At 56.6% G+C, this 24,240-nt stretch carries 20 protein-coding genes; 5 read left to right on the forward strand and 15 right to left on the reverse strand.

What is annotated here, in order from left to right:
* Positions 1–163: 163 nt before the first annotated feature.
* The 8 genes from OE750_RS16405 to OE750_RS16440 are packed head-to-tail and all read right to left on the reverse strand — an operon-like array spanning position 164 to position 11,687.
* Positions 164–2,203 carry an NADH:flavin oxidoreductase gene (locus tag OE750_RS16405; protein ID WP_263765391.1) on the reverse strand — a complete coding sequence of 680 codons (2,040 nt, stop codon included), beginning with the start codon at positions 2,201–2,203 and terminating at the stop codon, positions 164–166.
* A gap of 27 nt (positions 2,204–2,230) precedes the next feature.
* Positions 2,231–2,746 carry a hypothetical protein gene (locus OE750_RS16410; RefSeq protein ID WP_263765392.1) on the reverse strand — a complete coding sequence of 172 codons (516 nt, stop codon included), beginning with the start codon at positions 2,744–2,746 and terminating at the stop codon, positions 2,231–2,233.
* Positions 2,739–5,537, reverse strand: coding sequence for a 2Fe-2S iron-sulfur cluster-binding protein (locus OE750_RS16415; protein WP_263765393.1), 2,799 nt, complete (start codon positions 5,535–5,537; stop codon positions 2,739–2,741). The genes OE750_RS16410 and OE750_RS16415 overlap by 8 nt, the downstream gene beginning before the upstream one ends.
* On the reverse strand, positions 5,534–5,800 hold the full coding sequence (locus OE750_RS16420) for a sarcosine oxidase subunit delta (protein ID WP_263765394.1): 267 nt from the start codon (positions 5,798–5,800) through the stop codon (positions 5,534–5,536). Before OE750_RS16420 ends, OE750_RS16415 begins: the two co-directional genes overlap by 4 nt.
* Before the next feature lie 11 nt (positions 5,801–5,811).
* Complete coding sequence (locus OE750_RS16425; protein ID WP_263765395.1) at positions 5,812–7,062, reverse strand: sarcosine oxidase subunit beta family protein; 1,251 nt, start codon at positions 7,060–7,062, stop codon at positions 5,812–5,814.
* Entirely contained in the window at positions 7,059–7,727 is a 669-nt protein-coding gene (locus OE750_RS16430) for a TetR/AcrR family transcriptional regulator (RefSeq protein ID WP_263765396.1), read from the reverse strand. Before OE750_RS16430 ends, OE750_RS16425 begins: the two co-directional genes overlap by 4 nt.
* Positions 7,728–7,738: 11 nt before the next feature.
* Positions 7,739–9,283: a trimethylamine methyltransferase family protein gene (locus OE750_RS16435; protein WP_263765397.1), complete on the reverse strand. Its 1,545-nt coding sequence runs from the start codon at positions 9,281–9,283 to the stop codon at positions 7,739–7,741.
* A 1-nt stretch (position 9,284) separates the two neighbouring features.
* Complete coding sequence (locus tag OE750_RS16440; RefSeq protein WP_263765398.1) at positions 9,285–11,687, reverse strand: GcvT family protein; 2,403 nt, start codon at positions 11,685–11,687, stop codon at positions 9,285–9,287.
* Positions 11,688–11,962: 275 nt separating this feature from the next.
* On the opposite strand from OE750_RS16440, the gene OE750_RS16445 reads away from it, so the two are divergent.
* Positions 11,963–13,678 carry a bifunctional sulfate adenylyltransferase/adenylylsulfate kinase gene (locus OE750_RS16445; RefSeq protein ID WP_263765399.1) on the forward strand — a complete coding sequence of 572 codons (1,716 nt, stop codon included), beginning with the start codon at positions 11,963–11,965 and terminating at the stop codon, positions 13,676–13,678.
* A 143-nt stretch (positions 13,679–13,821) separates the two neighbouring features.
* Entirely contained in the window at positions 13,822–14,667 is an 846-nt protein-coding gene (locus tag OE750_RS16450; protein ID WP_263765400.1) for a M23 family metallopeptidase, read from the forward strand.
* Positions 14,668–14,671: 4 nt separating this feature from the next.
* Here the strand turns inward: OE750_RS16450 and OE750_RS16455 are convergent, their stop codons facing one another.
* Entirely contained in the window at positions 14,672–14,899 is a 228-nt protein-coding gene (locus tag OE750_RS16455) for a DUF1150 domain-containing protein (protein WP_263765401.1), read from the reverse strand.
* 13 nt (positions 14,900–14,912) lie between these two features.
* Positions 14,913–15,332 carry an Hsp20 family protein gene (locus OE750_RS16460; RefSeq protein WP_263765402.1) on the reverse strand — a complete coding sequence of 140 codons (420 nt, stop codon included), beginning with the start codon at positions 15,330–15,332 and terminating at the stop codon, positions 14,913–14,915.
* Positions 15,333–15,495: 163 nt separating this feature from the next.
* On the opposite strand from OE750_RS16460, the gene OE750_RS16465 reads away from it, so the two are divergent.
* From OE750_RS16465 to OE750_RS16475, 3 genes are all read left to right on the forward strand, one after another.
* A complete protein-coding gene (locus OE750_RS16465) occupies positions 15,496–15,720 on the forward strand; it encodes a YdcH family protein (protein ID WP_263765403.1) in 225 nt (74 codons plus the stop codon).
* 66 nt (positions 15,721–15,786) lie between these two features.
* On the forward strand, positions 15,787–16,275 hold the full coding sequence (gene purE / locus OE750_RS16470; RefSeq protein ID WP_263765451.1) for a 5-(carboxyamino)imidazole ribonucleotide mutase: 489 nt from the start codon (positions 15,787–15,789) through the stop codon (positions 16,273–16,275).
* Positions 16,268–17,338 carry a 5-(carboxyamino)imidazole ribonucleotide synthase gene (locus OE750_RS16475; protein WP_263765404.1) on the forward strand — a complete coding sequence of 357 codons (1,071 nt, stop codon included), beginning with the start codon at positions 16,268–16,270 and terminating at the stop codon, positions 17,336–17,338. The genes purE and OE750_RS16475 overlap by 8 nt, the downstream gene beginning before the upstream one ends.
* A gap of 6 nt (positions 17,339–17,344) precedes the next feature.
* Here the strand turns inward: OE750_RS16475 and OE750_RS16480 are convergent, their stop codons facing one another.
* The 5 genes from OE750_RS16480 to OE750_RS16500 form a co-directional block, all read right to left on the reverse strand.
* Positions 17,345–19,525 (reverse strand): DEAD/DEAH box helicase, encoded by a 2,181-nt coding sequence (locus OE750_RS16480; RefSeq protein WP_263765405.1) that lies wholly within the window; start codon positions 19,523–19,525, stop codon positions 17,345–17,347.
* A 130-nt stretch (positions 19,526–19,655) separates the two neighbouring features.
* Positions 19,656–20,423: an amino acid ABC transporter ATP-binding protein gene (locus OE750_RS16485; protein ID WP_263765406.1), complete on the reverse strand. Its 768-nt coding sequence runs from the start codon at positions 20,421–20,423 to the stop codon at positions 19,656–19,658.
* Between the two features lie 16 nt (positions 20,424–20,439).
* Entirely contained in the window at positions 20,440–21,738 is a 1,299-nt protein-coding gene (locus OE750_RS16490) for an amino acid ABC transporter permease (RefSeq protein ID WP_263765407.1), read from the reverse strand.
* A gap of 3 nt (positions 21,739–21,741) precedes the next feature.
* On the reverse strand, positions 21,742–22,962 hold the full coding sequence (locus OE750_RS16495) for an amino acid ABC transporter permease (protein ID WP_263765408.1): 1,221 nt from the start codon (positions 22,960–22,962) through the stop codon (positions 21,742–21,744).
* 145 nt (positions 22,963–23,107) lie between these two features.
* On the reverse strand, positions 23,108–24,127 hold the full coding sequence (locus OE750_RS16500) for an amino acid ABC transporter substrate-binding protein (RefSeq protein ID WP_263765409.1): 1,020 nt from the start codon (positions 24,125–24,127) through the stop codon (positions 23,108–23,110).
* Between the last annotated feature and the right edge of the window lie 113 nt (positions 24,128–24,240).

Here is a 24,240-nt window from a genome sequence, read left to right on the forward strand (position 1 = left end):
TCAGTTCTCTGCGCAACACCTCACCAAGACAGCAAATTGTGAGCCAACAGCCAGGCCGTTGTGCTAGGTTGGTCACAAGTCAGGATCTTGCCTGATGTTTGCACCTGAATCCTGTTGACGAAAAGACCGGTCGAACATCCCAACCAGTCGTCTCGTTCCAGAGCTACCAAAGCACCCCATGTCTCAGGGCATCATAGATTGCCGCATGGGTGTTGCGCGAGGAGATGGCATCGCCGATACGATAAAGCGAGAATGCGCCATCAGGGTTGGATATCGGGAAGAGTGCCCCCGAACCTTTTACGAGCGCCTCGTGATTGACCTCGCCAAGGTTTGTCGCCTCTGGCTTGAGCGCAAAGTAAAGTTCGTCTAGCGGCAGCGTGCCTTGGTTGACGATCACCTGATCATATTCTTTCCGCGATACATGGAGAGAATAATCCGTACCAATGGTTGCAAGAAGATGATTACCACTTTGCGCAAGGCTTTTGAGTGCACGCCCTACGGTAAAGAGCGCATCCTTGTTTTGCAGGCTGCGCATATAGGGCACGAGGTTCATGCCCATAACTTCGGGGGCAAAGCTACGATCCCGGGTCATCACTTCGACATGCCCGCCCGCTGCTGCGATGATTTCCGCCGCCATAAGCGCCGTATGATCTCCGGCATCATCAAAGATCAGCACGTTTTCACCGGGCTTGGCATCACCGGCAATAACGTCCCAACCCGTGATGGCCAGCTCGTTACCCTCTTCGAGTATCGTTACTTCCGGCAAACCACCTGTCGCGATGATCACCACATCAGGCGCAAGCGCGCGCACGTCTTCGGCCTCAGCATAGGTATTGAAATGAAAGCGCACATCACGCGCCGCGCATTGCGCCATGCGCCAGTCGATAATCCCGATCATCTCGGCCCGGCGCTTGTTTTGTGCCGTGAGGCGGATCTGCCCACCCGCCTCGGGCGCGGCTTCAAACACGGTTACATCGTGTCCCCGTTCAGCGGCCACGCGCGCGGCCTCAAGCCCTGCAGGGCCAGCGCCGACGATTACCACTTTCTTCGGAAAGCCCGAGGGCGCAATTTCGTGCGGCATACTCAACTCGCGGCCCGTGGCGGCATTGTGAATGCAAAGAGCTTCGCCCGCCTGATAGATCCGGTCCAAACAATAGGTCGCCCCCACGCAGGGGCGAATATCGTCTTCACGACCCTCGATGATTTTGGTCACGATCAGTGGATCCGCCATATGCGCGCGGGTCATCCCGACCATGTCGAGAAGGCCCGAGGCAACCGCATGCCGTGCCGTAGCTACATCGGGGATACGCGCGGCGTGAAAGGTCGGCATGCCCGTTTCTGTCCTCACAGAACCCGCAAAATCAAGGTGTGGCGCGGAGCGCATACCCTGAACAGGAATCACATCCGTCATGGCTGGGTCGGTGTGAATACGCCCCCGAATAACATTGAGAAAGTCGACCTGCCCACTGGCTTTGAGCGCGTGAGCAATCTTAAGGCCTTCTTCGGGGGTGATCCCGCCTTCCTCGACCTCGTCCGCCGTGTAGCGCACGCCGATGATCAACTCGGAGCCCACACGCTTGCGGATCGCGTCGAGCACCTCGAACCCAAAGCGCATGCGGTTCTCTAAGCTGCCGCCATAGGGCGCCACCCAGTCATTGGTGATGGGCGAGTAGAACTGATCAATCAAATGGCCGTAGGCCTGCAGCTCGATCCCGTCGAGGCCAGCCGTCTGCATACGCTCGGCGGCGTCGGCGTAGTCCTCGATGATGCGGGAGATGTCCCAGTCTTCCATCTTCTTCGGGAAGGCCCTGTGGGCAGGCTCGCGGCTGTGCGAGGGCGCAAGCGAGGGCAGCCAATCGCCCTTATTCCAGCCTGTGCGGCGGCCCAAGTGTGTGAGCTGGATCATCACCGCGCAACCGTGTTCGTGGCACGCATCGGTGAGCGCACGCATCCACGGGACCACCTCGTCTTTATAAGCGAGAATGTTGTTAAACACGGGCGGGCTGTCGCGGCTTACGGCGGCAGACCCTGCTGTCATAGTAAGCGCCACACCCGCTTTGGCACGCGTTTCATGATAGGCTCGGTAACGCTCGGTCGGCATGCCGTTTTCGGGATAAGCCGGCTCATGGCTCGTCGTCATGATACGGTTTTTCAGCGTCAGGTGTTTAAGCTGATAGGGTTGCAAAAGGGGGTCTTTGCTCATTTCCGGCCTCGTTGGTTTGCGCTTAGACTACACAGTCAGGCCTTTGATAAAAGAGGTGATATATGTAAGCGAAGCGGATTGCACCCAAAGCAAATGCCCCTCCCCAAACCCCACCAGTAGGGTAGGTATGCCTGCAAAGCGAATGGCTGCAGAAGGTGAGCCAGCTTCTAAGGGCGCGCCCGTGCCTTGTGCGAGGATGTCTCCGGATGCTGCGCCTGTAATACTTAGCGCGGCGTAAGCATCGCTCGCATCACTCAGCGCGAAACCCTCGGGCTGCCAGCCCATCGGGCGCACAAGTGGCACCTGTAAAACAAGTAAAGCACTATCACGCGCAATGCGAATTGCATACGGGTGCTCTCCGTTGACCTTTTCGCAGAGGCCGACAAGCTGTGATTTGGGCGATAATAACTTGAGACGCTGGCTCAAATCACCCGTCACCAGGCAAGCCTGTGCAGGTGGAGCCACAAGGCTTACTTTAGAATCACCAATACGGAGCGTTTGTGCACCATTTAGCGGCCCATCCGTCCAAATACGCTCATCCATTCAGCCGCTCTCCTTCCACATCATACGCACAAGGCAAAGCCACCCGCGCGACCCGGACCTGCCCATCATTGAACACGGCCACTTCCGAGCCAATCTGCGCTCGTCCGTCTTCCATCAGCGCAAGAGCGATGGGGCGGCCCAGATTCGGGCTCATGTAACTGGAGGTAACAAAACCCAGTGACCGGCGTGCACCTGTGATCGGAACAAGGTGTGCACCGGTCACGAGCGGCACGCCTTCAGCTTCGAGACCGACAAGCTGACGGCGGTCTTCCGCCTTGGCCTCAGGCGTGAAAAGAGAGCGTTTCCCGATGTATTCATCACCCCGTTTGTTACGTGGGCCAACCCATCCAAGATCATGCGGCATGGTTAGCCCGTCGGTATCTTTTCCAACCAGAATATAGCCCTTCTCAGCGCGCAAAATCATCACAGCCTCAAGCCCGATCCAGCGGCCGCCTGTGTGCGCCAGCACGTCTGTCAGAAGCGCGTGAAGCGCAGCCCCGTGTCGGGCGAGAACAGAAAGCTCATAGCTTTTGTCACCTGTAAAGCTGATCCGTGCGATACGCAGAAACCGCCCCTCAAATTCGGTTTCAATCACGCTCATATGCGCCATTTCGGGCAGCCCTATACCGGCACGTCTGAGCAGTTGGTCAGCTTTCGGCCCTGTGACAGTCAGTGTTACCAGGCCTTGTGTCACGTCATGTACCGCGACCCCCTTGCGCCCCAGCCTGTCCTGACGTGCATCTTCAAGAATGAAGCGCACGCTATCGACATGGCTGGATGAAGCCGAGAGGATGAAGCGGTCATCTGCCAAACGCAGCACCACACCATCGTCGTGAACAATACCGTTTTCGCCCAACATAAAGCCATAACGCGCACGACCTACCTTGAGTGTAGACATGCGAACATATCCTGTGAAATCCAGCAACTCCGAAGCTTTCGGTCCGACAATCTCAAGTTTTCCCAACGGCGAGGCATCAAAAACTGCAACGCTTTCGCGTGCGACTCTTGCCTCTATTTGCGCAAGCTCTTCTTCAGGGCCCGTGCCGTAAACCGAAGGGCGCATCCAGCCGCCATATTCACGGAACTTGGCGCCTTCGCCCCTATGCCCTGACTCAAGGAGCAGTCTCTTGGGGGGATTAAACAATTCACCTCGCCTACGCCCGGCGATCACACGCAGAGGCACGGGCTCAAACGGCGGACGGTAAGTTGTTGTTCCTGTCTCGGGAATACTCCGCTCTGTCACAGCAGCCATAGTCGCCAGCCCGGCAAAGTTTGCACTACGGCCCTGATCGGTGGCCATACCCAGCGTGGTATAACGCTTGAGATGTTCAACTGAGGTGAAACCTTCGCGCGCGGCGATACCCACGTCCTTGAGCGTGACATCGTTTTGCATGTCGATCCATTGACGGCCTGTCAGGGTAGGGTCAGGGCGGATTATCGCGCTTGGCGTCTGCGCTTCGGCAGGCGCATTCGGGGCCGCCCCCTGCCCGTCTGCCGCAGCAAAGCCTTCCCCGAGCGCTTCAGATAATGTGAAGCTCGCCTTGGCCGCGCCCACCACTTTCATGGCCGATGTATTCAAGCGTGGCACAAGTGCATCTTTATCGCTGTCCCAGTCGAGCTTACCTCCCGTCTGGCACCACAAATGCACCGTGGGTGTGTAGCCGCCAGAACAAAGGATAGCGTCACAAGAGATCACCTCACCGTTCACCACAGCTCCAGTAACATGATGTCGGCCCTTGGCGGCGGTCAGCTTTGCTCCCTGGCGCACATCGGCCAATGTCACTTCGCAACCAATTTCGCGCAGCGCTTCAACGATAGGCAAACTCGCATCATTGCCTGTTACCAACAGTATCTTGCGCCCCACGACAGTGCCGTGGACTTTCAGAAAGTAAAATGCCGCTTCGGCAGACATAACCCCGGGAAGATCATTATTGGCAAACCAGACAGGCCGCTCCAAAGCGCCTGCGGCAAGGATCACCTCCTTCGCCCTGATCCGCCAATGAACATCGGTTGCACCTTCACGCTTTTGCCAAGCAGCATAGAGACCATGATCGAACGCGCCCCAAAGTGTTGTGCTTTTGAGGACACGTCCGCCATTAGCCAGAACAGCAGCTTCAGTCGCATCACGGAAAGTTCGCCAATCTGCTCCGTTTATCAACCCGCCACGCCAGCGAAGGCTCCCTCCCAGCGCGCAGCCGTCATCAATCAGCCAGACAGAGCGTCCGGCTTCCGCACCAGCACTTGCTGCCGCCAGTCCCGCTGGCCCTGCTCCAATAACCATTAGGTCACAGACAGCATTGATCTGCGGCACATCTGCTGGCGGCTCAAAACTTGGTTTCACACGGCCCAAGCCTGCCATACGGCGGATCACCGGCTCATAGCGCAGCCACGGCAAGGCCATGAAGGTTTTGTAGTAAAAGCCGGCTGGAATGAAGCGATGGAAACGGTCCATCAAGCTAAAACGGTCACGCGCAGCATCAGGTGCCGCGTTAACGGACCTCAGCACCATACCGTCCCGTAAAGGAGTGGTCGTCGCGCGGCAGTTGGGCCAGTGCTCTGCACCCAGCACCACATCGATAATAGCGTTTGGCTCTTCCGCGCCCATGCCCCAGAGGCCGCGCGGGCGATGGTATTTGAAGCTGCGTCCGAGGATTTGCACTCCCGAGGCAAGAAGAGCCGAAGCGAGTGTATCGCCTTCAAAACCTGTGAGGTTCATGCCGTCGAAGGTAAAGCTCAACGGCTTCGCGCGATTAATCTGCGCGCCCTCGGTGCCATGCCGCCAGCCGCTCATGCTTCACCTCCCGGCAAGGCTTCACTGCTCAATACCTCGCGGCTCACAGTATTCCGGGTCATGATGAAATATTCACCGCAGGTGGTGTGCAACCAGACTTCACGGCTTGCGCCTTTAGGCGCTTTGTGGAGGTAGAGATATGCGGCCCAGTCTGCATCAGATACTTCAGCCGCTGGTTCGGGGCGCGCGTGGCCTGCTTCTACTGCAAAGTGAAACTCTGTTTCATCTCGCAGGCCACAAAAGGGACAAGGGAAAACTTGCATGTCTCGACCTCCTAATGCGCAATGCCAGAGCCGGCGGCTTCGTCAATCAGCCGCCCTCGGGCAAAACGCGAGAGATCAAACGGTGCGCTGATCTCGTGATGCGCACCCGTGGCGAGGAGATGCGCAAGCAAATAACCACCTGCAGGGATAGCCTTAAACCCGCCTGTTCCCCAACCGCAGTTAATAAACATCCCCTCGGGTCCGACAGGCCCAATGACCGGAGAACTGTCAGGCACAACATCAACAACGCCCGCCCATTGGCGTAGAAGTTTGAGCTGCCCGAAAGCGGGGAACATCTCCAAAAGCCCTGATATAACAGTCTCTTGCGCTGGCAAATTGCCTTTCTGACCGTGGGTTGGCACCCGGTCAAGCCCACCACCGATGACCAATTCGCCCTTATCGGACTGGCTCACATAGGTTCCTGTTCCGAGGTAAAGCAGAACCGTATCAAGACAGGGCTTCACCGGCTCGGAGACAAAAGCTTGCAGCGCGTAATTGTGGATGGGCAAGTCAACCCCCACTTGCTGGGTGAGCAAAGGAGTCGCACCAGCGGCAGCAATGCCGAGGCGTTCTGTTTCTATACGACCAAGGTTTGTTTGAACTCCTGTCACGGTGCCGCCTTGGGTGAGGATTTCTTCCACCTCGCAGCCTTCGATAATATCAACTCCCAGCGCCGAGGCCGCCCGCGCATAGCCCCAGGCCACAGCATCGTGGCGCGCGGTGCCCGCGCGCCCTTGCCAGATGCCGCCCATACATTTGTAGCGCGCGCCGTTTTGTGTGTTGATCAGGGGTACGCGCTTTTCGGCCTCGTCAGCGCTCATCAGGCGGCCATCGACACCATTGATCTGCATAGCATTGGCGATACGGTTGCAAACTTCCATCTGCGCGGGTGTGTGCGCGGCAATCAGCATCCCGCGTTGCGAAAGCATCACGTTGTAATTCAGTTCTTTGGACAGCCCCTCATAGAGCCGCAGCGAGAGATCGTAGAGTGCGACACTCTCGGGATAAAAGTAGTTGGAGCGCACAGCCGTCGTGTTTCGGCCCGTATTGCCGCCACCAATCCAGCCGCGTTCCAGAACAGCAACGCGGGTAAGCCCGTGGTTCTTCGCCAAGTAATAAGCCGTAGAAAGCCCGTGCCCGCCGCCACCGATGATCACCGCGTCATAGGCGGTTTTGGGCTTGGCCTTGCGCCATGCCTGCTGCCAGCCCTTGTGGTCTGCCAGCCCTTCTTTGAAGAGTGAAAAAGCCGAGTAACGTTTCATCCCGCCGTAACCTTGCGCGTAAATTCGGTAAACTCGGCGACTTCTTCGTCTAAAGGGGGCACGCCTGAAAAACAGTATAGATAGCCCGCAACCCGTGTAAGCCGCTCTTCTACCGTTTCAGCCAGATCAAGAGCGTAGTATCCAAGCTGCTGATAATAAAGAACCCGCGCGCGAATATCGGCTTCGTTGGCCTCATAACCGTGGCGTTCAAACATTTTGGCAATCGCTGCATGGCGAACCGTATCAGCCCGGTCGATCACACGGCGCACCGAGCCGTCACGCCGCGCCCATTCGCGCACCGCAAAATCAAGCTGGTGATTAAAGCCTTCAGGGTCCACGACACAGCGAAAGAAATTGTTGAGCGCGCCCGTGATCGTCTCGGCGGGTATCTCGGTGTGGCGCACCATGATGCCAGTGTTTGTCTTGTCCCAATCGTCGAGAAGTTGGTTGAGCAAGTCTTTGCGGCTCTTGAAATACCAGTAAAACGACGAGCGCGAAACATCGAGCCGCTCGGCAATCCCCAGCACTTTGACTTGTCCCACACCTTCGCTGATCAGAATGTCGCGCGCGACATTGAGCCAGTCTTCCCGCGTAACTTTGACATGCCCTCCGAGCGGGGGCTTGTCGGGGTCGTCGCGGTGTAAAATAGAAGATACTTTGGACATTGCGTTTCTTTTCAGCTTTCGGGCGAAGCGCCGCCCGCTTCTGTGCGCTTGGCGATATAGTCTTGTAGCGCAGCCAGCTTCGCTCCGTCCACCGCGGGGCGCTTATCGGCGGCAAGAATATCCTGCCAGACTTTTGTGGCACGCATGTTGGCATCCTCACTACCACGCTCTGTCCATGTGCCGAAGTTGGAATAGTCGTGCACATGCGGCGCATAAAACGCGCTGTTGTAGCGCTCCATGGTCTGTGTCGTAGCAAAAAAATGTCCCGAAGGCTGCACTTCACTCAACGCTGCGTCAAAGCCGATTTCATCGGGGCCCGCCTCGGCCCCTGCGCAAAGTTCGGCAATCATGTTAAGCACTTCGGCATCGGTGATGAGCTTTTCGTAAGACACACTCAGCCCGCCTTCAAGCCAGCCTGCGGAGTGAATGATGATCGTCGCCCCCGCCATCAAACAACCCCAGAGGCCCATCTGGTTTTCATTGGCCGCCTGCACATCGTTGAGGTTGGAAGCGGATCCCGCCGCCGAGCGCCAAGGTAAACCCGTGAAGCGTGCAAGCTGGCCAGCAGCAAGGCTTGCCTGAAAGTGCGAGGGTGTCCCAAAGGCCGGCGCGCCCGACTTCATGTCGACATTGGAGGTAAACGTGCCGTAGCAGACAGGCGCACCGGCGCGCGTAAGCTGGGCGAGCGTGATGGCCGCCAGCGCCTCGCAATGACTGAGCGTGATCGCTCCCGCCACGGTGATAGGAGCCATCGCCCCCATAAGCGTAAATGGCGTCACGATGCTCATCTGCCCTGCGCGAGCAAAGTCAATCAGACCCTGCGCCATCGGGATATCGAGTGTGCGGGGGCTGTTGGTGTTTATGATCGTGTAACAATGCGGTTCCGTATGGAACGCCTCATCCGTTAGCCCGCGAAAGCTGGCAAGCATCTCGAAACTTTCACGCACCTGCGGTGTGCCCCGTGAGAAGACGAATGGAAACTTGTCCGTCAGCGTAAGCTGGCTTTCCAGAGTGAAGTAGTGACGCAGGTTGGTCGCAATATCCTGCGGCTCGACCAACGGTGGCATCATCTGGAAGACATCGAAATGCTGGGTGAGTTGCAAGAGCTCGTTAAAATCCCGCGCCGTGCCAGGGCGGCGGCCGCGCACCAGATCTGTCGCATGGGGCGCGCCCGCACCAGGCTGGAAAACAAGGCTGCCAAGCTCCAGCGTGATATCACGCTCGCGCGCACCCGCGCGGCCCGTGATCGACTTTGGCGCGGTCGCAAGCGCAGCCTCAATCATCTCGCGGCCGATATAAACCATATCGCCCTCAACCCGCGCACCGCCAGCTTTGAAGATCGCAATCGCCTCTGGCAATAAAACCCGCATTCCCAGCTCTTCCAAAGTGCGCAGGGCCGTGGCGTGCATATTGGCAATCTGGTCATCCGAAAACACCTTCATCGGCGGAAACGGATTCTTCAGATTGCGATAGTTGGTCTTGCGTTCAAAAGGTGCAGCCTTAGCCTCGGCGCGACCGCGTCGCCTGGGTCTGCCGGTTGGGATTTCTTGTTCCATCTCAGCCTCGCATCGCTTTACCAGCAGGATCATAGGGCGACGCTGCGATAACCTTTGCGGCACGCTCGGCTCCCACGACATGCACCATAAGCTCTGTGCCCTCCACAGTCAGATCACTGTTCACCATCGCCATGGCATAAGATTTGCCCATCGAGTGGCCATAGCCTCCCGAGGTGACAAACCCGACAAGCGCATCGCCCGACCAGATCGGCTCATAGCCACTCGCATCTGCCCCATTCGCCTCCACTTCCAACATCACCAGTTTTTGCGCAGGACCCTTGCCGTTTTGCTCGGCCTGTGCAGCGGCTTTGCCGACAAAATCTTTGTCCCAGTCAATCCACCGGTCCATGCCCGTTTGCGCAGCCGTGTAGCCTTGGGTAAACTCGCCGCTCCAGATGCCGAAGCTCTTTTCAAGCCGCAGGGAAAGCAGCGCATTGAAACCGATTTCGCGTATCCCGAGATCTGCACCGGCCTTAAGAAGCATCTTGCGCAGAGTGATATGCTCGGCCGCGGAGCAATGGATTTCATAACCAAGCTCACCCGTGACCGAAAGCCGCCCGACCTTGCACTTGAGCAGGCCCAAGTCATAAGTCCCGCAGCCCATGAAACCCAGATCACCGATGGCATCGACGGTGAGCTTTTCCAAGACTTCGCGGGAGTTTGGCCCCGAAAGGGAAAATCCAACCATCGCGTCCGAGACATCACACAGGTTGACGTCTTCGCCCATGTGGTCCTCAAACCAGCGCATGTGCCACTCGCGCAAGTAGTAACTCCCCATGATCCACCACGTCCCGTCGCCCCAGTTAAAGACGGTGAGATCCCCCTTGAGCCGGCCCGTTTCCGAAAGCATCGGCGCAAGCCGCGCACGGCCCGCAGCGGGCAGCTTCGAGGCCATGATATGATCAAGCCAGGCCTCGGCCCCCTCGCCCGACACTTCAAACCGCGAGAAGCCTGCGATATCAAGAAGGCCCACTGCCTCGCGCACGGCTTTGCACTCGCCTGCCACGATGTCATGCGCGTTCGAACGCTTGAGTGTCGGCGTTTCGACAAAGTCTTTCGGCGCAAAGTAGAGCGGCACTTCAAGTCCGTAGCTTACGCCCCAGCGGCAGCCCGCTTCGGTCATATCCGAATAAGCAGGCGCCATCTTCAGCGGACGACCAGCAGGTAGCTGTTCATTTGGGTAGGTCATCACAAAGCGGCGGGTGTAAAATTGCCCCGTGGTTTCCTTGATAAACTGACGGTTCTCGGCAAAGTCACCAAAGCGTGCCACATCCATGCCGAAGACATCGGCCTCTGGCTCACCGTTGATCATCCACTCAGCCAGCGATTTACCGACCCCGCCGCCTTGCAAAAAGCCCGCCATCACAGCACAAGCGCACCAATAGCCGGGCTTTCCGCGCACGGGGCCAACAAGCGGGTTGCCATCGGGCGCAAAAGTAAAGGCACCGTTGACCCAAGTTTTCACGCCCACCTCTTGCAACGCAGGATAGCGCTCAAAACCAAGGGTCAGCTCGGTTTCAATACGGTCTGTTTGCTCCTGAAAAAGCTCGATACCATAGTCCCAAGGCGCACCATCCAGCGCCCAATGCTCATGGTTGATCTCGTAGATGCCAAGCAAAACACCCTTCTGGTCCTGACGCAGATAGGTAAAGCCCTCAAGGTCGACCGTCATCGGCACTTCGAAGTCGATCTCTTCAAGTTGCGGGATGGTGTCGGAGATGAGGTAGTGGTGTTTCAGCGGCGCAACAGGCAGCTCGATCCCTGCCATACGGCCCACCTGCTTGGCCCATAGACCAGCCGCGTTAACCACATGTTCGCAAGTGATCTCGCCTTTGTCGGTGATCACCCGCCAGCCATCAGCAGTCTGCTCGAGGCTCTCGACCTTGGTGTGCTCAAAGATGCTTGCGCCACGTTTTTTGGCTGACCCGGCATAGGCATGCACCGTGCCTGTCGTGTCGATATAGCCTTCGCGATCGGCCCACATGCCACCCAGAATGCCCTCGGTTGACATGATCGGGCAAAGTTCGCCTGCTTCTTGGGGGGTGACAAGGCGGCAGTCCTCAATCCCGATACTCTGAAAGGTGCGATACGCCGATTGTAGCCACTCCCACCTGTCTGGCGTGCCTGCAAGCGTGAGACCCCCAGTCATATGAAGGCCTATATCCTGCCCACTCTCAGCCTGTATTTCTTCAAATAGGTCAATCGTGTAGGCCTGAAGCGAGGCTATATTCGGATCGGCATTAAGTGCATGGAAACCACCTGCGGCGTGCCAACTCGAGCCAGCCGTGAGCACCGAGCGCTCCAATAGGCAGACATCCTTCCAGCCGAATTTGGCCAAGTGATAGAGAACCGAAGTTCCCACAACGCCACCACCAATAACCACAACACGATAATGCGACTTCATGTTTTCTCTCCCCGAGCGCCTTAAAGACGCGACAAACCGAACGCGACTCTCCCGTTTCTTAGATGTGATCTTCTGCGTAATGGACACATCTGTCCAGAAATTTTTTATTCACCATATTCACCTCGCGGCTGCGCCACAAATGGCTCACCGCAGCCAATTTTCATAAGAATGACACCCTTTGGCTTGAAAATTGCCCATCAACTGTAATAGCTGCCCGCAACCCTTATAAAACGAGCCGTCCCATACGCATGCGGCCTTAAAATAGAGTAGTACTTATGTTTGCACCCAACCTTGCCCCGATCCCAGAGCTCTATGTTTCCTACGAGAGCGCCCAGAAGCTGAAAGTGGAGGCTGCCGATCTGGTCAGCCATGACCTGACGCCGCGCCAGATCTGCGATCTGGAACTTCTCATGAATGGGGGCTTCAACCCACTTAAAGGCTTTCTGACCGAGGCTGATTACGACGGTGTTGTAGAAGAGATGCGCCTTGAGAGCGGTGCGCTCTGGCCAATGCCGATCACACTCGATGTGAGTGAAGATTTTGCAAAGGGCCTGGAGCTTGGACAAGATATTGCCCTGCGCGACCAAGAAGGTGTGATCCTCGCAACCATGACCGTCACCGACCGCTGGGAGCCGAATAAGGCCCGCGAAGCCGAAAAAGTTTTTGGCGCCGATGATGATGCGCACCCTGCGGTGAACTACTTGCACAACCAGGCCGGCAAAATTTACCTTGGCGGCCCCGTAACAGGTATCCAGCAGCCCGTTCACTACGATTTCCGCGGCCGCCGCGACACACCCAACGAACTGCGCGCTTATTTCCGCAAACTTGGCTGGCGCAAGGTAGTCGCCTTCCAAACCCGCAATCCGCTCCACCGCGCGCATCAGGAACTGACTTTCCGCGCCGCGCGCGAAGCCCAGGCCAACCTGCTCATTCACCCCGTTGTCGGGATGACAAAACCAGGTGATGTTGATCACTTCACGCGCGTGCGCTGCTATGAGGCCGTGCTCGACAAATACCCGCAGTCCACAACTTCGATGAGCCTGCTTAATCTGGCCATGCGCATGGCGGGTCCGCGCGAGGCAGTCTGGCATGGCCTCATCCGTGCCAACCACGGCTGCACACACTTCATCGTTGGCCGCGACCATGCAGGCCCCGGCAAAAATTCCGCAGGCGAAGACTTCTACGGCCCTTATGACGCTCAGGAGCTTTTCCGTGCGCATCAGGACGAAATCGGCATCGAGATGGTTGATTTCAAACATATGGTCTGGGTCGCCGAGCGTGCGCAATACGAGCCGATGGACGAAATCAAAGACAAAGACGATGTCACGATCCTTAATATCTCCGGCACAGAACTGCGCCGCCGTCTGGCCGAAGGTCTGGAAATTCCCGAGTGGTTCTCCTTCCCCGAAGTGGTTTCCGAGTTACGTAAAACCCGCCCACCGCGCAGCCAGCAAGGTTTCACCGTGTTTTTTACAGGCTTCTCCGGCTCTGGCAAATCGACCATCGCCAACGCCCTCATGGTCAAGCTCATGGAAATGGGCGGCCGCCCAGTCACACTGCTTGATGGCGATATCGTGCGCAAAAATCTCAGCTCCGAACTGGGGTTTTCTAAAGAACACCGTGACCTGAACATCCGTCGCATCGGCTATGTGGCGAGCGAGATCACAAAAAATGGCGGCATCGCCATCTGCGCTCCCATCGCGCCCTATGCCACCACCCGCCGCGCCGTACGCGAAGATGTGGAAGCATTCGGCGCTTTCGTGGAAGTGCATGTGGCCACAAGCATTGAAGAGTGCGAACGCCGAGACCGCAAAGGCCTCTACAAGCTCGCACGCGAGGGGAAAATCAAGGAATTCACAGGTATTTCAGACCCCTACGATGTGCCCGAGAACCCGGAACTCAGCGTAGAAACAGAGAATGTCGATGTCGACAACTGCGCCCATCAAGTTCTGCTCAAACTCGAAAGCATGGGCCTTATCGCAGCACAGTAAGAGCACCAACTCACACATAACAGGGCGCGGAAGCACAAGCTCCGCGCCTTGTTTCTTACCATGCGCACGCTCCGTTCAAACGATGCCTTGAGCCTGCAGCCGAAACTGGCCATTCTACTCGCGCAGTGTTTCTGGAGTAAAGCATGCGCATTTCATCAATTTTCGGTTTTGTGGCTGCTTTCTTCATAAGCACCCCCGCATGGGCCAATATCTCCTGCGACGACTATCAGGGCAAAGTCTGCCTTGAGGCCGTTCAGACAGACAGCGGCGTGACGTTTTTTGTCGAAAACCGCTACCCTCTTCTTGCCGTCACTCTCAAACTTTCGGTCGAGCTTGAAAACCTGCGCCGCCTTTCGGGGAATGACGGGCCTTTCGTCTTGCAAGGCGGAACACGCACCGAGCTTGCCGGATTTGGCTCTGTCAAAGCTGCGCCTTGGTCATACCGCTACCAATTTGATTGGAACCGCGGAGATCATCGCTCTGTGCCCGATGTAAACTATCACTATCGTCTGCCTTACGCCGCAGGTGCAACCTTCCCCGTGACCCAAAGCTGTTATGGCAGTTTCACACATCACGGAAGTGCGCGCTTTGCGATAGATTTTCTGATGCCCGTCAACACACCCATTCACGCCGCGCGCGAAGGCCTGATTGTTGATCTCAAGGAAGACTCCTCAACAGGCGGTGCAACGGGCAACTATCGCAATGATGGCAATTACATTGTAGTCAAACATGAGGACGGCACGCTTGCCCAGTATTTCCATCTCCGCCAAGGTGGCGCTGAGGTTACGCTTGGCCAAACTGTCAAACGCGGAGAACTCATCGGATACTCGGGAAACACAGGCCAATCTACAGCGCCGCACTTGCATTTTGATGTGGTTAAAGGTGGTAAAGGCCGCGAAAGCGAAACACTGCCTTTGAGCTTTGAAACGGCCTCAGGCACAGCAAGCTGCCCTCCCGTACCCTCGGCCTTTACAGCCGTGAACCGCTAGCCACTTAGTGAACTGTCACGGGTGTCATATCGTTCTGGCGCGCGAGCGCAAAGGCTAGTTTGCGGTCTTTCACAAGCGCGAGGCGTTCGCCCTCTGCGTCATGCACGGCATATATCTTTTCAGTCCCCGTCACTTGCGCGCGCACGTCATCGGGTAAGTCTTTCAAAGCCACTTCGCGCACATAAACAATCGGGTGCGTGGTGTCGTTGTCAAATTTATATGGTGTGTTCATTTCTCACCCTTCCTTATTTTGAGGCCACTTTGATCTTGATGGTCTGCACAACCTGCTCTGGCTCTGCCCGTGCGAGATCAATGTGCAAAAGCCCGTTTTCCATAAGGGCCTCGCCCACTTCGACACCATCAGCCAGCACAAAACTGCGCTGGAACTGGCGCGCCGCGATGCCACGGTGCAGGAAGATGCGCTCGTCGCTCTCCTCGCCCTGGCGCCCGCGAATGACGAGTTGCTTGTCCTCGATCGTGATCGCAAGATCTTCTTCCGCAAAGCCGGCCACAGCCAGAGTAATGCGATAGGAGTTGCGCGAGGTCTGCTCGATATTGAACGGTGGATATCCCTCATTGCCCGATTTTGCCGTACGCTCCAAAAGGCGCTCCAGCTGCTCAAAGCCCAGAAGGTAGGGGTGTGACCCCAAGGTAAGTTTACTCATGACACGCCCTTTTGCTTTAGCGACAGTGTGTATTTTACGGCCCCGTTTTGGCGACCGTCTGAAATATAATATGGGAAAGCAGGCCCCGCTCTGCAAGAGCTTTGCGAAAATGCAATAAATCAGTATCTTAAGGGCTACCGTTTCCAATGGAATCACCGCCCTCATGAATGCCCCCAATGACATCTCAATGAAAAACGAAGACGTGCTGCGCTTTGAGCTGGAAGTCTTCAAGCGCGAACACCGCGATCTGGACGAAGCAATCGAGGCGATGGTTGACAAAGGCACAGCTGATCAGTTCACCATCCGCCGTCTCAAAAAGCAGAAACTTCGGCTCAAAGACAAGATCTCGCGGATCGAAGACAGGCTCCTCCCCGATATCATTGCTTGAAGCCTGCGAGCATTGCACAGCCCCCAAAAGCGCCTATAGTGCGCGCTTCCTAAGGATCGGAGCCAGATCATGAGCGTTAAAGTAGGTATCATCATGGGCAGCCAGTCAGACTGGGCCACCATGAAAGAAGCCGCGACAATTCTGGACGAATTGGGCGTGGCTTACGAGACAAAGATTGTCTCTGCCCACCGCACGCCAGACCGCCTCTGGAGCTATGGCAAAGATGCCGCCGCGCGCGGATTGCACGTCATCATCGCAGGCGCAGGGGGTGCTGCGCATTTGCCTGGCATGATGGCCTCCAAGACCCGTCTGCCAGTGGTCGGCGTGCCGGTTCAAACCAAGGCGCTTTCAGGCGTTGACAGCCTCTATTCCATTGTCCAAATGCCCAAGGGCTTTCCCGTCGCCACAATGGCCATCGGCGCAGCCGGAGCCGCCAATGCGGGCCTCATGGCCGCGGGCATTCTTGCTTTGCAAGACGCGGCCTTGGCCACACGGCTTGATACATGGCGCGAGGGCCTCTCTGCCTCTATTCCCGAGGAGCCAACAGATGACTGAACCACTCGCTCAAGGCAGCACAATCGGCATTCTGGGTGGTGGTCAGCTTGGCCGCATGCTCTCAGTCGCTGCCGCACGGCTCGGCTTCAAAACATGTGTGTTCGAGCCCGGTGGTGACTGCCCCGCAAGCCATGTGGCCAACTATCATTTTCAAGCCAGCTACGAAGACGCGAACGCCCTGAGCAAGTTTGCAGAAAGCGTCGATGTCATCACCTACGAGTTCGAGAATATCCCCACGTCGGCGCTCGATACTCTTGAAGCGATCCGCCCCATTCATCCTTCCCGCGAGACGCTCCGCGTCTCTCAGGACCGCCTGATCGAAAAAGACTTCCTTAAAGGTCTCGGCCTCACAGTCGCGCCTTATGCCCCCGTCAACTCCGAGGCAGACCTACGGGCTGCTGTCGCCAAAGTTGGCCTCCCCGCTATCCTGAAAACATGCCGCTTCGGCTATGACGGCAAAGGCCAAGCACGCCTTGAAACGGAGGCCGATATCGCTCCCGCATGGGCGGCCATGGCCAATGCGCCCTCGGTTCTGGAAGGCTTCATCAGCTTCACCCGCGAAATCAGCATCATCGCCGCGCGTGGCCCGTCTGGCGAAGTGGCCTGCTATGACCCCGGCGAAAATGTTCATGAAGGCGGCATACTTCGCACAACGACTGTGCCTGCCGAAATTTCGGCCAGTATGCGCACCGATGCGGTCTTGCTGGCTGCGCGCGTTCTCAATGCGCTGGACTATGTCGGCGTAATGGGCGTTGAACTTTTTGTCACGCCTCAAGGTCTTATCGTCAACGAAATCGCGCCACGCGTTCACAACTCGGGTCACTGGACGCAAAACGGCTGCACTGTTGATCAGTTTGAACAGCACATCCGCGCAGTGGCGGGCTGGCCGTTGGGCAACGGCTCACGCCATGCTGATGTGGTGATGGAAAACCTAATCGGTGACGATATGGACCGTGTGCCGGAACTGGCCAAAGCGCCCGATGTCGCTCTGCACCTCTATGGAAAATCCGAGGTGAAGGCAGGGCGCAAGATGGGTCATATAAACCGCATCAAGCGCCCCTGAAACCTATCAGCCCTTGCGTTTGGGCGCAGCTGCGCCGCCTTTGGCCGTGCCTTCACCAGCTGCACGGCGGGCTTTGTTTTTCTTTGAATTCGGCTTGCCTTTAGATGGAGCTATGCCATCGCTCGGGCCTTTCTTGCCTGCGGTTTTCCAACGTGGCTTGCCGCCCTCGGCTGCGCCCGCATCACGGCCACGCGCGGGCTTGCTTGAACCGCTCTTACCTTTGAAGTCCATCCGTTCGCTCGGATTACTCGCGTTCTTCATTGCGGGCTTTTTGGCAGATGCTCTCTTCGGTTCGGTCACCACTCCCTTGGGGCGCGTGTCCTCTGGCCGCTTTGGCTTCGAGGGCGCGGAGCCTTTAGGTTTGTCATAACGTGGCTTCTCGCCCCAAGGCGTTTCGCCCTTTGGCTTACTCGGGCGTGGACCGTCACCTTTGGGTTTATCAAAGCGCGGCTTGTCACCTTTTGGTTTATCATACTTGGGCTTGTCATAGCTCGGCTTGTCACCGCGCGGTCCATCGCCCTTGGGCTTGTCGTAGCGCGGCTTGTCACCGCGCGGTTTATCATAACGCGGCTTGCTTTCACGCGGCTTGAAAGCTGGCTTGGGCAGATTGCCCAGATCAGGCGCTTTATCAAGCCTACTGATCTTCGCACCCTCCACGTTCATGCCGTCACCCAACGCACCAAGAAAGCTGGCAACGCTGGCTTCGCGAATTTCGATGTAGCTTTCATCTGCACCAATGCGGATGGCTCCAATATCGGTTTTGTTGAGCCCCCCAGCTGTGCAAACGGCTGGCAACACACGGCGTGGCTCGGCTCCTGCATTTTGCCCACCCGCCAGTGCAAACCAGACACTTGGGCCAAACGGCTCACGCGGCGCGCGCGGCTCGGATGCGCCGGAATTGGCCAGATCTTCAGGTGCAGAATGGTGTTCCTGATACAGACGTAGATAGGCCGCGGCGAGCTGCTCGGATGTGAAGGCCTCAGACAACATACTCACGCGTGCCGCCTCGGACTCCGGCACAGGCTCAAGCCACGCAGGGTCTGCCAGCATACGCTCCGCATCACGCTCAAGCACCGCATCCGCCGAGGGTGCTTCTGCCCAGTTGGCCTGCAATTTGGCCCAGCTCAAAAGCCGCTCCGCCTTTTTGCGCGCCTTGGGTGGCACGATCAGAACAGAGGTGCCCTTTCGTCCTGCGCGGCCTGTGCGACCAGAGCGGTGCAGCAATGTTTCGTGGTTATTGGGAAGCTCTGCGTGAATAACGAGGTCGAGCTTGGGAAGGTCGATGCCCCGCGCCGCAACATCTGTCGCCACACAAACCCGCGCACGCCCGTCGCGCATCGCTTGCAAAGCATGGGTGCGCTCGGATTGGCTCAGCTCGCCCGACAGTGCCACAACAGCAAACCCACGGTTTGAAAGCCGCGTGGTGAGGCGGTTTACAATCGCTCGGGTGTTGCCAAAAATGATCGTGTTCGGCGCTTCATGATAGCGCAGCACGTTTATAATTGCGTTTTCTGCATCGCGTTGCGCTACATTGAGCGCTTCATATGTAATGTCGGCGTGCTGCTTTTCTTCAGTCACTGTTTCAACGCGCACAGCGTCTTTCTGGTAGCTTTTCGCCAGTTTGGCGATGGCTGCTGGCACAGTTGCCGAGAACAAAAGCGTCTGGCGCTCTTCAGGCGCTTCGGAAAGAATAAACTCAAGGTCTTCACGGAAGCCCAAGTCGAGCATCTCGTCGGCCTCATCGAGCACAACAGCCTTCAGCTCCGAAAGGTCAATGCTGCCGCGCATGATATGGTCGCGCAGGCGGCCCGGTGTGGCCACAACAACATGCGCACCACGGTCAAGCGCGCGCCGTTCGTCGCGCATATCCATCCCACCGACGGTGGAAGCAATCTGCGCGCCGGTGTTGCCATAAAGCCAGATAAACTCGCGCTTCACCTGAAGCGCCAACTCGCGCGTTGGTGCAATCACCAGAGCCAGAGGCGCGGATGCAGGGCCAAAGGCCTCGGCATCACCAAGAACTGCTCCCGCAATCGCGAGGCCGAAGCCCACGGTTTTGCCTGACCCCGTTTGGGCCGAGACGAGCATATCAACGCCCTCTAGCTCTGGCTGCGTAACCGCAAGCTGAACGGGAGTGAGCGTGTCGTATCCGCGCGTTTCAAGCGCTTGGGAGAGGGCATTTTTCAAGGGAGGGCCTGCTTTGGGCTAAAGGTCTGGTCAAGCGCCCGCGTTTAAAGCCTTTTGCACCGTTTGTATAGGGGCAAAGCAAAAAGGCGGAGGCTTGGCCCCCGCCCTCATTGTCGCATGTATCAGTGCTTCAGTGACCGAGAATCTGGCTGAGGAACAGCTGCGTGCGGTCTGATTTCGGGTTGTTGAAGAACTCTTCAGGCTCGTTCTGTTCAACAATCTGGCCTTGGTCCATGAAGATCACGCGGTTGGCAACCTGACGGGCAAAGCCCATTTCGTGCGTTACGCAAAGCATCGTCATGCCCTCTTCGGCAAGCTCGATCATTGTGTCGAGCACCTCTTTGATCATCTCGGGGTCAAGCGCAGATGTCGGCTCGTCAAACAACATAATCCGTGGCTTCATGCAGAGCGAACGGGCAATCGCCACTCGCTGCTGTTGACCGCCTGAAAGCTGGCCGGGATACTTGTTGGCCTGATCGGGGATCTTTACCTTCTCAAGGAAATGCATCGCTGTCTCTTCCGCTTCCTTCTTGGGCGTTTTACGCACCCAGATCGGCGCCAGCGTACAGTTTTCCAAAATCGTCAGATGCGGAAAGAGGTTGAAGTGCTGAAAGCACATGCCGACTTCGGAGCGGATCTTGTCGATGTTCTTGAGATCGGATGACAAAAGCGTGCCGTCCACCTCGATTTTACCTTGCTGGTGCTCTTCCAACGCGTTGATGCAGCGGATGAGCGTGGATTTACCCGAGCCTGACGGCCCACAGATCACGATGCGCTCACCCTGATAAACTGTCAGGTCGATGTCGCGCAGCACGTGAAACGCACCATACCACTTGTTCATATTCTCGATGCTGATCGCGACTTCGTCGGACACTTTCATTTTTGCGGTCTCGGTCATTGCCTGAGCCCTCCCTTTAACGATGATCTGTCGCAAGACGGCGTTCTAGCCACTGCGAATATTGTGAAATGCCGTAGCAAACGACAAAGAACAGGACGGAAGCAAACATGAAGAGCTCCCAATAAACGCCGTTCCAATCGGTCGAGGCAAGGATCGGGCCGCGGATCATGCCGACGAGGTCGAACATGGAAATCACCGAAACCAGTGTGGTATCTTTGAACAGGCCCACCGCCACGTTCACGATCCCCGGAATAGAGATTTTGAGCGCTTGGGGCAGGATGATCAGACGCATGGCTTGCGGGTAATCAAGGCCGAGGCTGTCGGCGGCTTCATACTGACCTTTCGGCAAAGCTGCGAGGCCACCACGGATCACCTCGGCGATATAGGCCGCCGAGAACATGGTGATCATGATCACCACGCGCAGGAAGAGATCCACACCAGAACCGGGTGGGAAGAAATACGCCAGCATCACGTTGGCCACAAACAAGAGCGTGATCAGCGGTACGCCGCGCACAAACTCGATGAAAACCACACAAATGATCTTGATCAGTGGCAAGTCTGACTGTCGTCCAAGCGCCAAGGCGATCCCCAATGGCACAGAGAGTGACACACAGGTCAATCCGAGCATCATGTTGAGCATGAAACCGCCAAGGTCACGGCTTGGCACCGCTTTCAGCATCGCGGTATCATTTGCTCCCTCGGGAATAAGCATTCCGCCGATGATCCAGACGACAAGAGCCGCCGCAATTCCGCCAAAGAAACCTGTTGCAAAGCTTCCCTTCACAAACGCGGCATAGACGAAATACCCGACAACAAAGCCCGCGAGCGCCAAAAGCGGCGTGTAAATCGCACCGCCCCAAATGAGCCAATAGGCCGCAAAGGGAAACAACGCTGTCACGATCAAAAGCTTGCGCGGCAAGTCAAAGAACAGCACTGGTGCCAGAGCGACAAACATCAGCCCAAAAGCCAGTAAGGGCCGCCAGTATTCCTCTTGCGGATATTTGAACCCGAAGAGCAACTGGTTCCAGCGTTCGGTAATCACTGAAAAGCAAGCGCCCGTCGTGCCATCCAGAACTTCACGGCAAGCCGCAAGGCTCTCTGTGTTCCAAAGCCCGTTCAGCATCCACGGCATTGTCGATGCAAGAAGCTTGTAGATCACGAAAATAGACACAACAGTGAGAAGCCCGTTGAGCCATGTCGGGAAAAGGTTGTCTTGCAACCATTTCACAACACCGGTGGCCGAGCTCGGCGCTGGCTGTTCGGGGATGAAAGTATCGCGCACAAAGGCGACAGATTCTGAATGTGTATCTGACATGGCTCAGCGCTCCTTCATTTTCATGGCGTTGTTGTAGACGTTCATCAGCGCTGAAATCCCCAGCGAGATCACGAGATAGAACAACATCAGCAGCAAAACACATTCAATCGCCCGCCCAGTCTGGTTCAGCGTAATGCCTCCCAGTGTCGCGGTGATATCGGCATAGCCCACAGCAATCGCAAGTGAGGTGTTCTTGGTGATGTTGAGGTAGTTTGAAATCAGCGGTGGAATGATGACCCGAAGCGCCTGAGGCAGAACCACAAGATTCATAATCCGTCTAGGCCGCAAGCCAAGCGCTGCGGCAGCTTCGGTCTGTCCTTTCGAAACAGCCTGAATACCCGCACGCACGTTTTCAGCGATAAACGCACCGGTGTAGATCGAAAGAGCAAACCATAGCGCAATCAGAGGCGCGCCAATCTGGATGCCCCCCCTCAGGTTGAAACGGTTGGCAAGCGGATCGGGCGCATCAAGGCCGATGGGCTGCCCCATAATGAAGAAGGCAAGAACTGTAGGCACAATAAGCAACGCGAGCGTTGGCCAGCCCATAGGCAGAAGCTTGCCCGTTGAATACAAGAGGTTCGTAGCATACCGGCGATATCCGAAAACACCTATGATCGATGCAATAAATACCGCAACCACAACCCCGGATCCTGCGTTCCAGATCGGTGCAGGCGCATAGATCCCGCGGTTGGTGAGCGCGAAGTAGCCAAACAACAGGTCTTTTTCAGGATCTTCCCCAAGATAAGAGCGTGCGCCCGGCAGCACGGCAGTCAGCACCGTAAAGATAATGATGATCCAGATCAGAACAGGAATATTGCGGAATATCTCGACATAAACAGCCATAAGCTTGCGCACGAGCCAGTTATTTGAGAGGCGCAGAACCCCTGCAATCACCCCGAAAAAGGTGGCTGTGATGCAGGCCAGAAAGGCCACAAGTAAGGTATTCAGAATACCGACAAAAGCTGCCCGCAAGTTGCTTGACTGGCTGTCATAGTCAATCAGCGTCTGGTTGATGTCATAGCCCGCGGGGCTTCCGAGAAATTCGTAGCTGATATTCAGCCCGAGTTCGCGCAGATTTGTCATGAGATTGTTTGCCAGATAGGCAACAGCTACAATCAGCAAAACAAGCGCGATGCCCTGAAACGTAAACGAGCGGTAGCGCGTATCATTGAGAAGCATCGAGAGCCGAAACGCACCCTTTGGTGGGTCGGTAAGTGTCGTCATCAAGGACGTCCCTGTTGTTGGCTGGTTCCCATCTAAAGTCACGTCGTTGCGTGCAGGGTCACCAGTCTCTTATTTTTGTCGTTTGGTCGTGGTTAGAGAAGATACGAAAAGGGCGCGGAATAACCGCGCCCTTTCCAGTCAAATTTTAGCGGAAGGGGGGCGAGTAAAGAAGGCCGCCGTTTGTCCACTGTGCGTTGAGACCGCGAGCCAGACCGATCGGTGTTGATTCACCGATGTTCTTCTCGAAGATTTCACCATAGTTACCGCTTGCCATGATCGCTTTGGCAGCCCAGTCAGCTGGCAGGCCGAGCATTTCGCCCAAGTTGCCTTCTGTGCCGAGCAAACGGTTGATCTCGGGGTTGTTGCCGGCAGCGGCTGACATTTCGCCGATGTTGGCTGATGTCACACCGAGCTCTTCAGCTGTGATCAGAGCGTTAAGCGTCCAGCGCACTGTGTCTGCCCATTCATCGTCGCCGTGGCGAACAAGCGGGCCGAGTGGCTCTTTGGATACGATTTCCGGCAGCAGAACGTGGTCACCTGGTGCTTCAAATGTTGCGCGTGAAGCCGCGAGGCCTGATGCGTCTGTCGTGTAAACATCGCATGCGCCAGCTGTGTATTGCTGGATCGCTTCGGCGTTTGTTTCGATTGGCACTGGCTGGTAGCTGATGTTGTTTGCGCGGAAGAAGTCGGCAAGGTTCAGCTCTGTCGTTGTGCCTGTCTGGATGCAGACAGTCGCGCCATCAAGCTCTTTGGCCGAGCTTACGCCCAGTGCTTTCGGAGCAAGGAAGCCCTGACCGTCATAGTAGTTAACGCCTGTGAAAGTGAACTTAAGGTCCACGTCACGCGAGAATGTCCATGTGGTGTTACGTGCGAGCATGTCGATTTCGCCCGAGGCAAGCGCTGTAAAGCGTGTCTTGCCTGTTGTCGGTACGAATTCAACGGCTGTCGGGTCGCCCAGTACAGCTGCGGCAACAGCGCGGCAGACTGCAACGTCAAAGCCGTTCCATTCGCCGTTTGCATCTGGCGCAGCAAAGCCAACAAGACCTGTGGTTACACCACAGTTCAGCTTGCCACGTGCTTTAACATCGTCAAGCGTGCCGGCAGCAGCTACACCAGCCGCAAGGCCTGCGACTGTAAGCGCGCCAAGAAATACGGTTTTTTTCATGATTACCTCTTCCTGATTGTCCGCCTTTGAGCAGACGGTTTATCCCGGTTCTCCCAAACCAGGGTGATTTTTTCGGAGAGCTACCCCTCCAATGGCGACAAGTTTGTTCGCAT

The sequence above is a fragment of the Lentibacter sp. XHP0401 genome, from assembly GCF_025751535.1.
Lineage (GTDB): Bacteria > Pseudomonadota > Alphaproteobacteria > Rhodobacterales > Rhodobacteraceae > Lentibacter.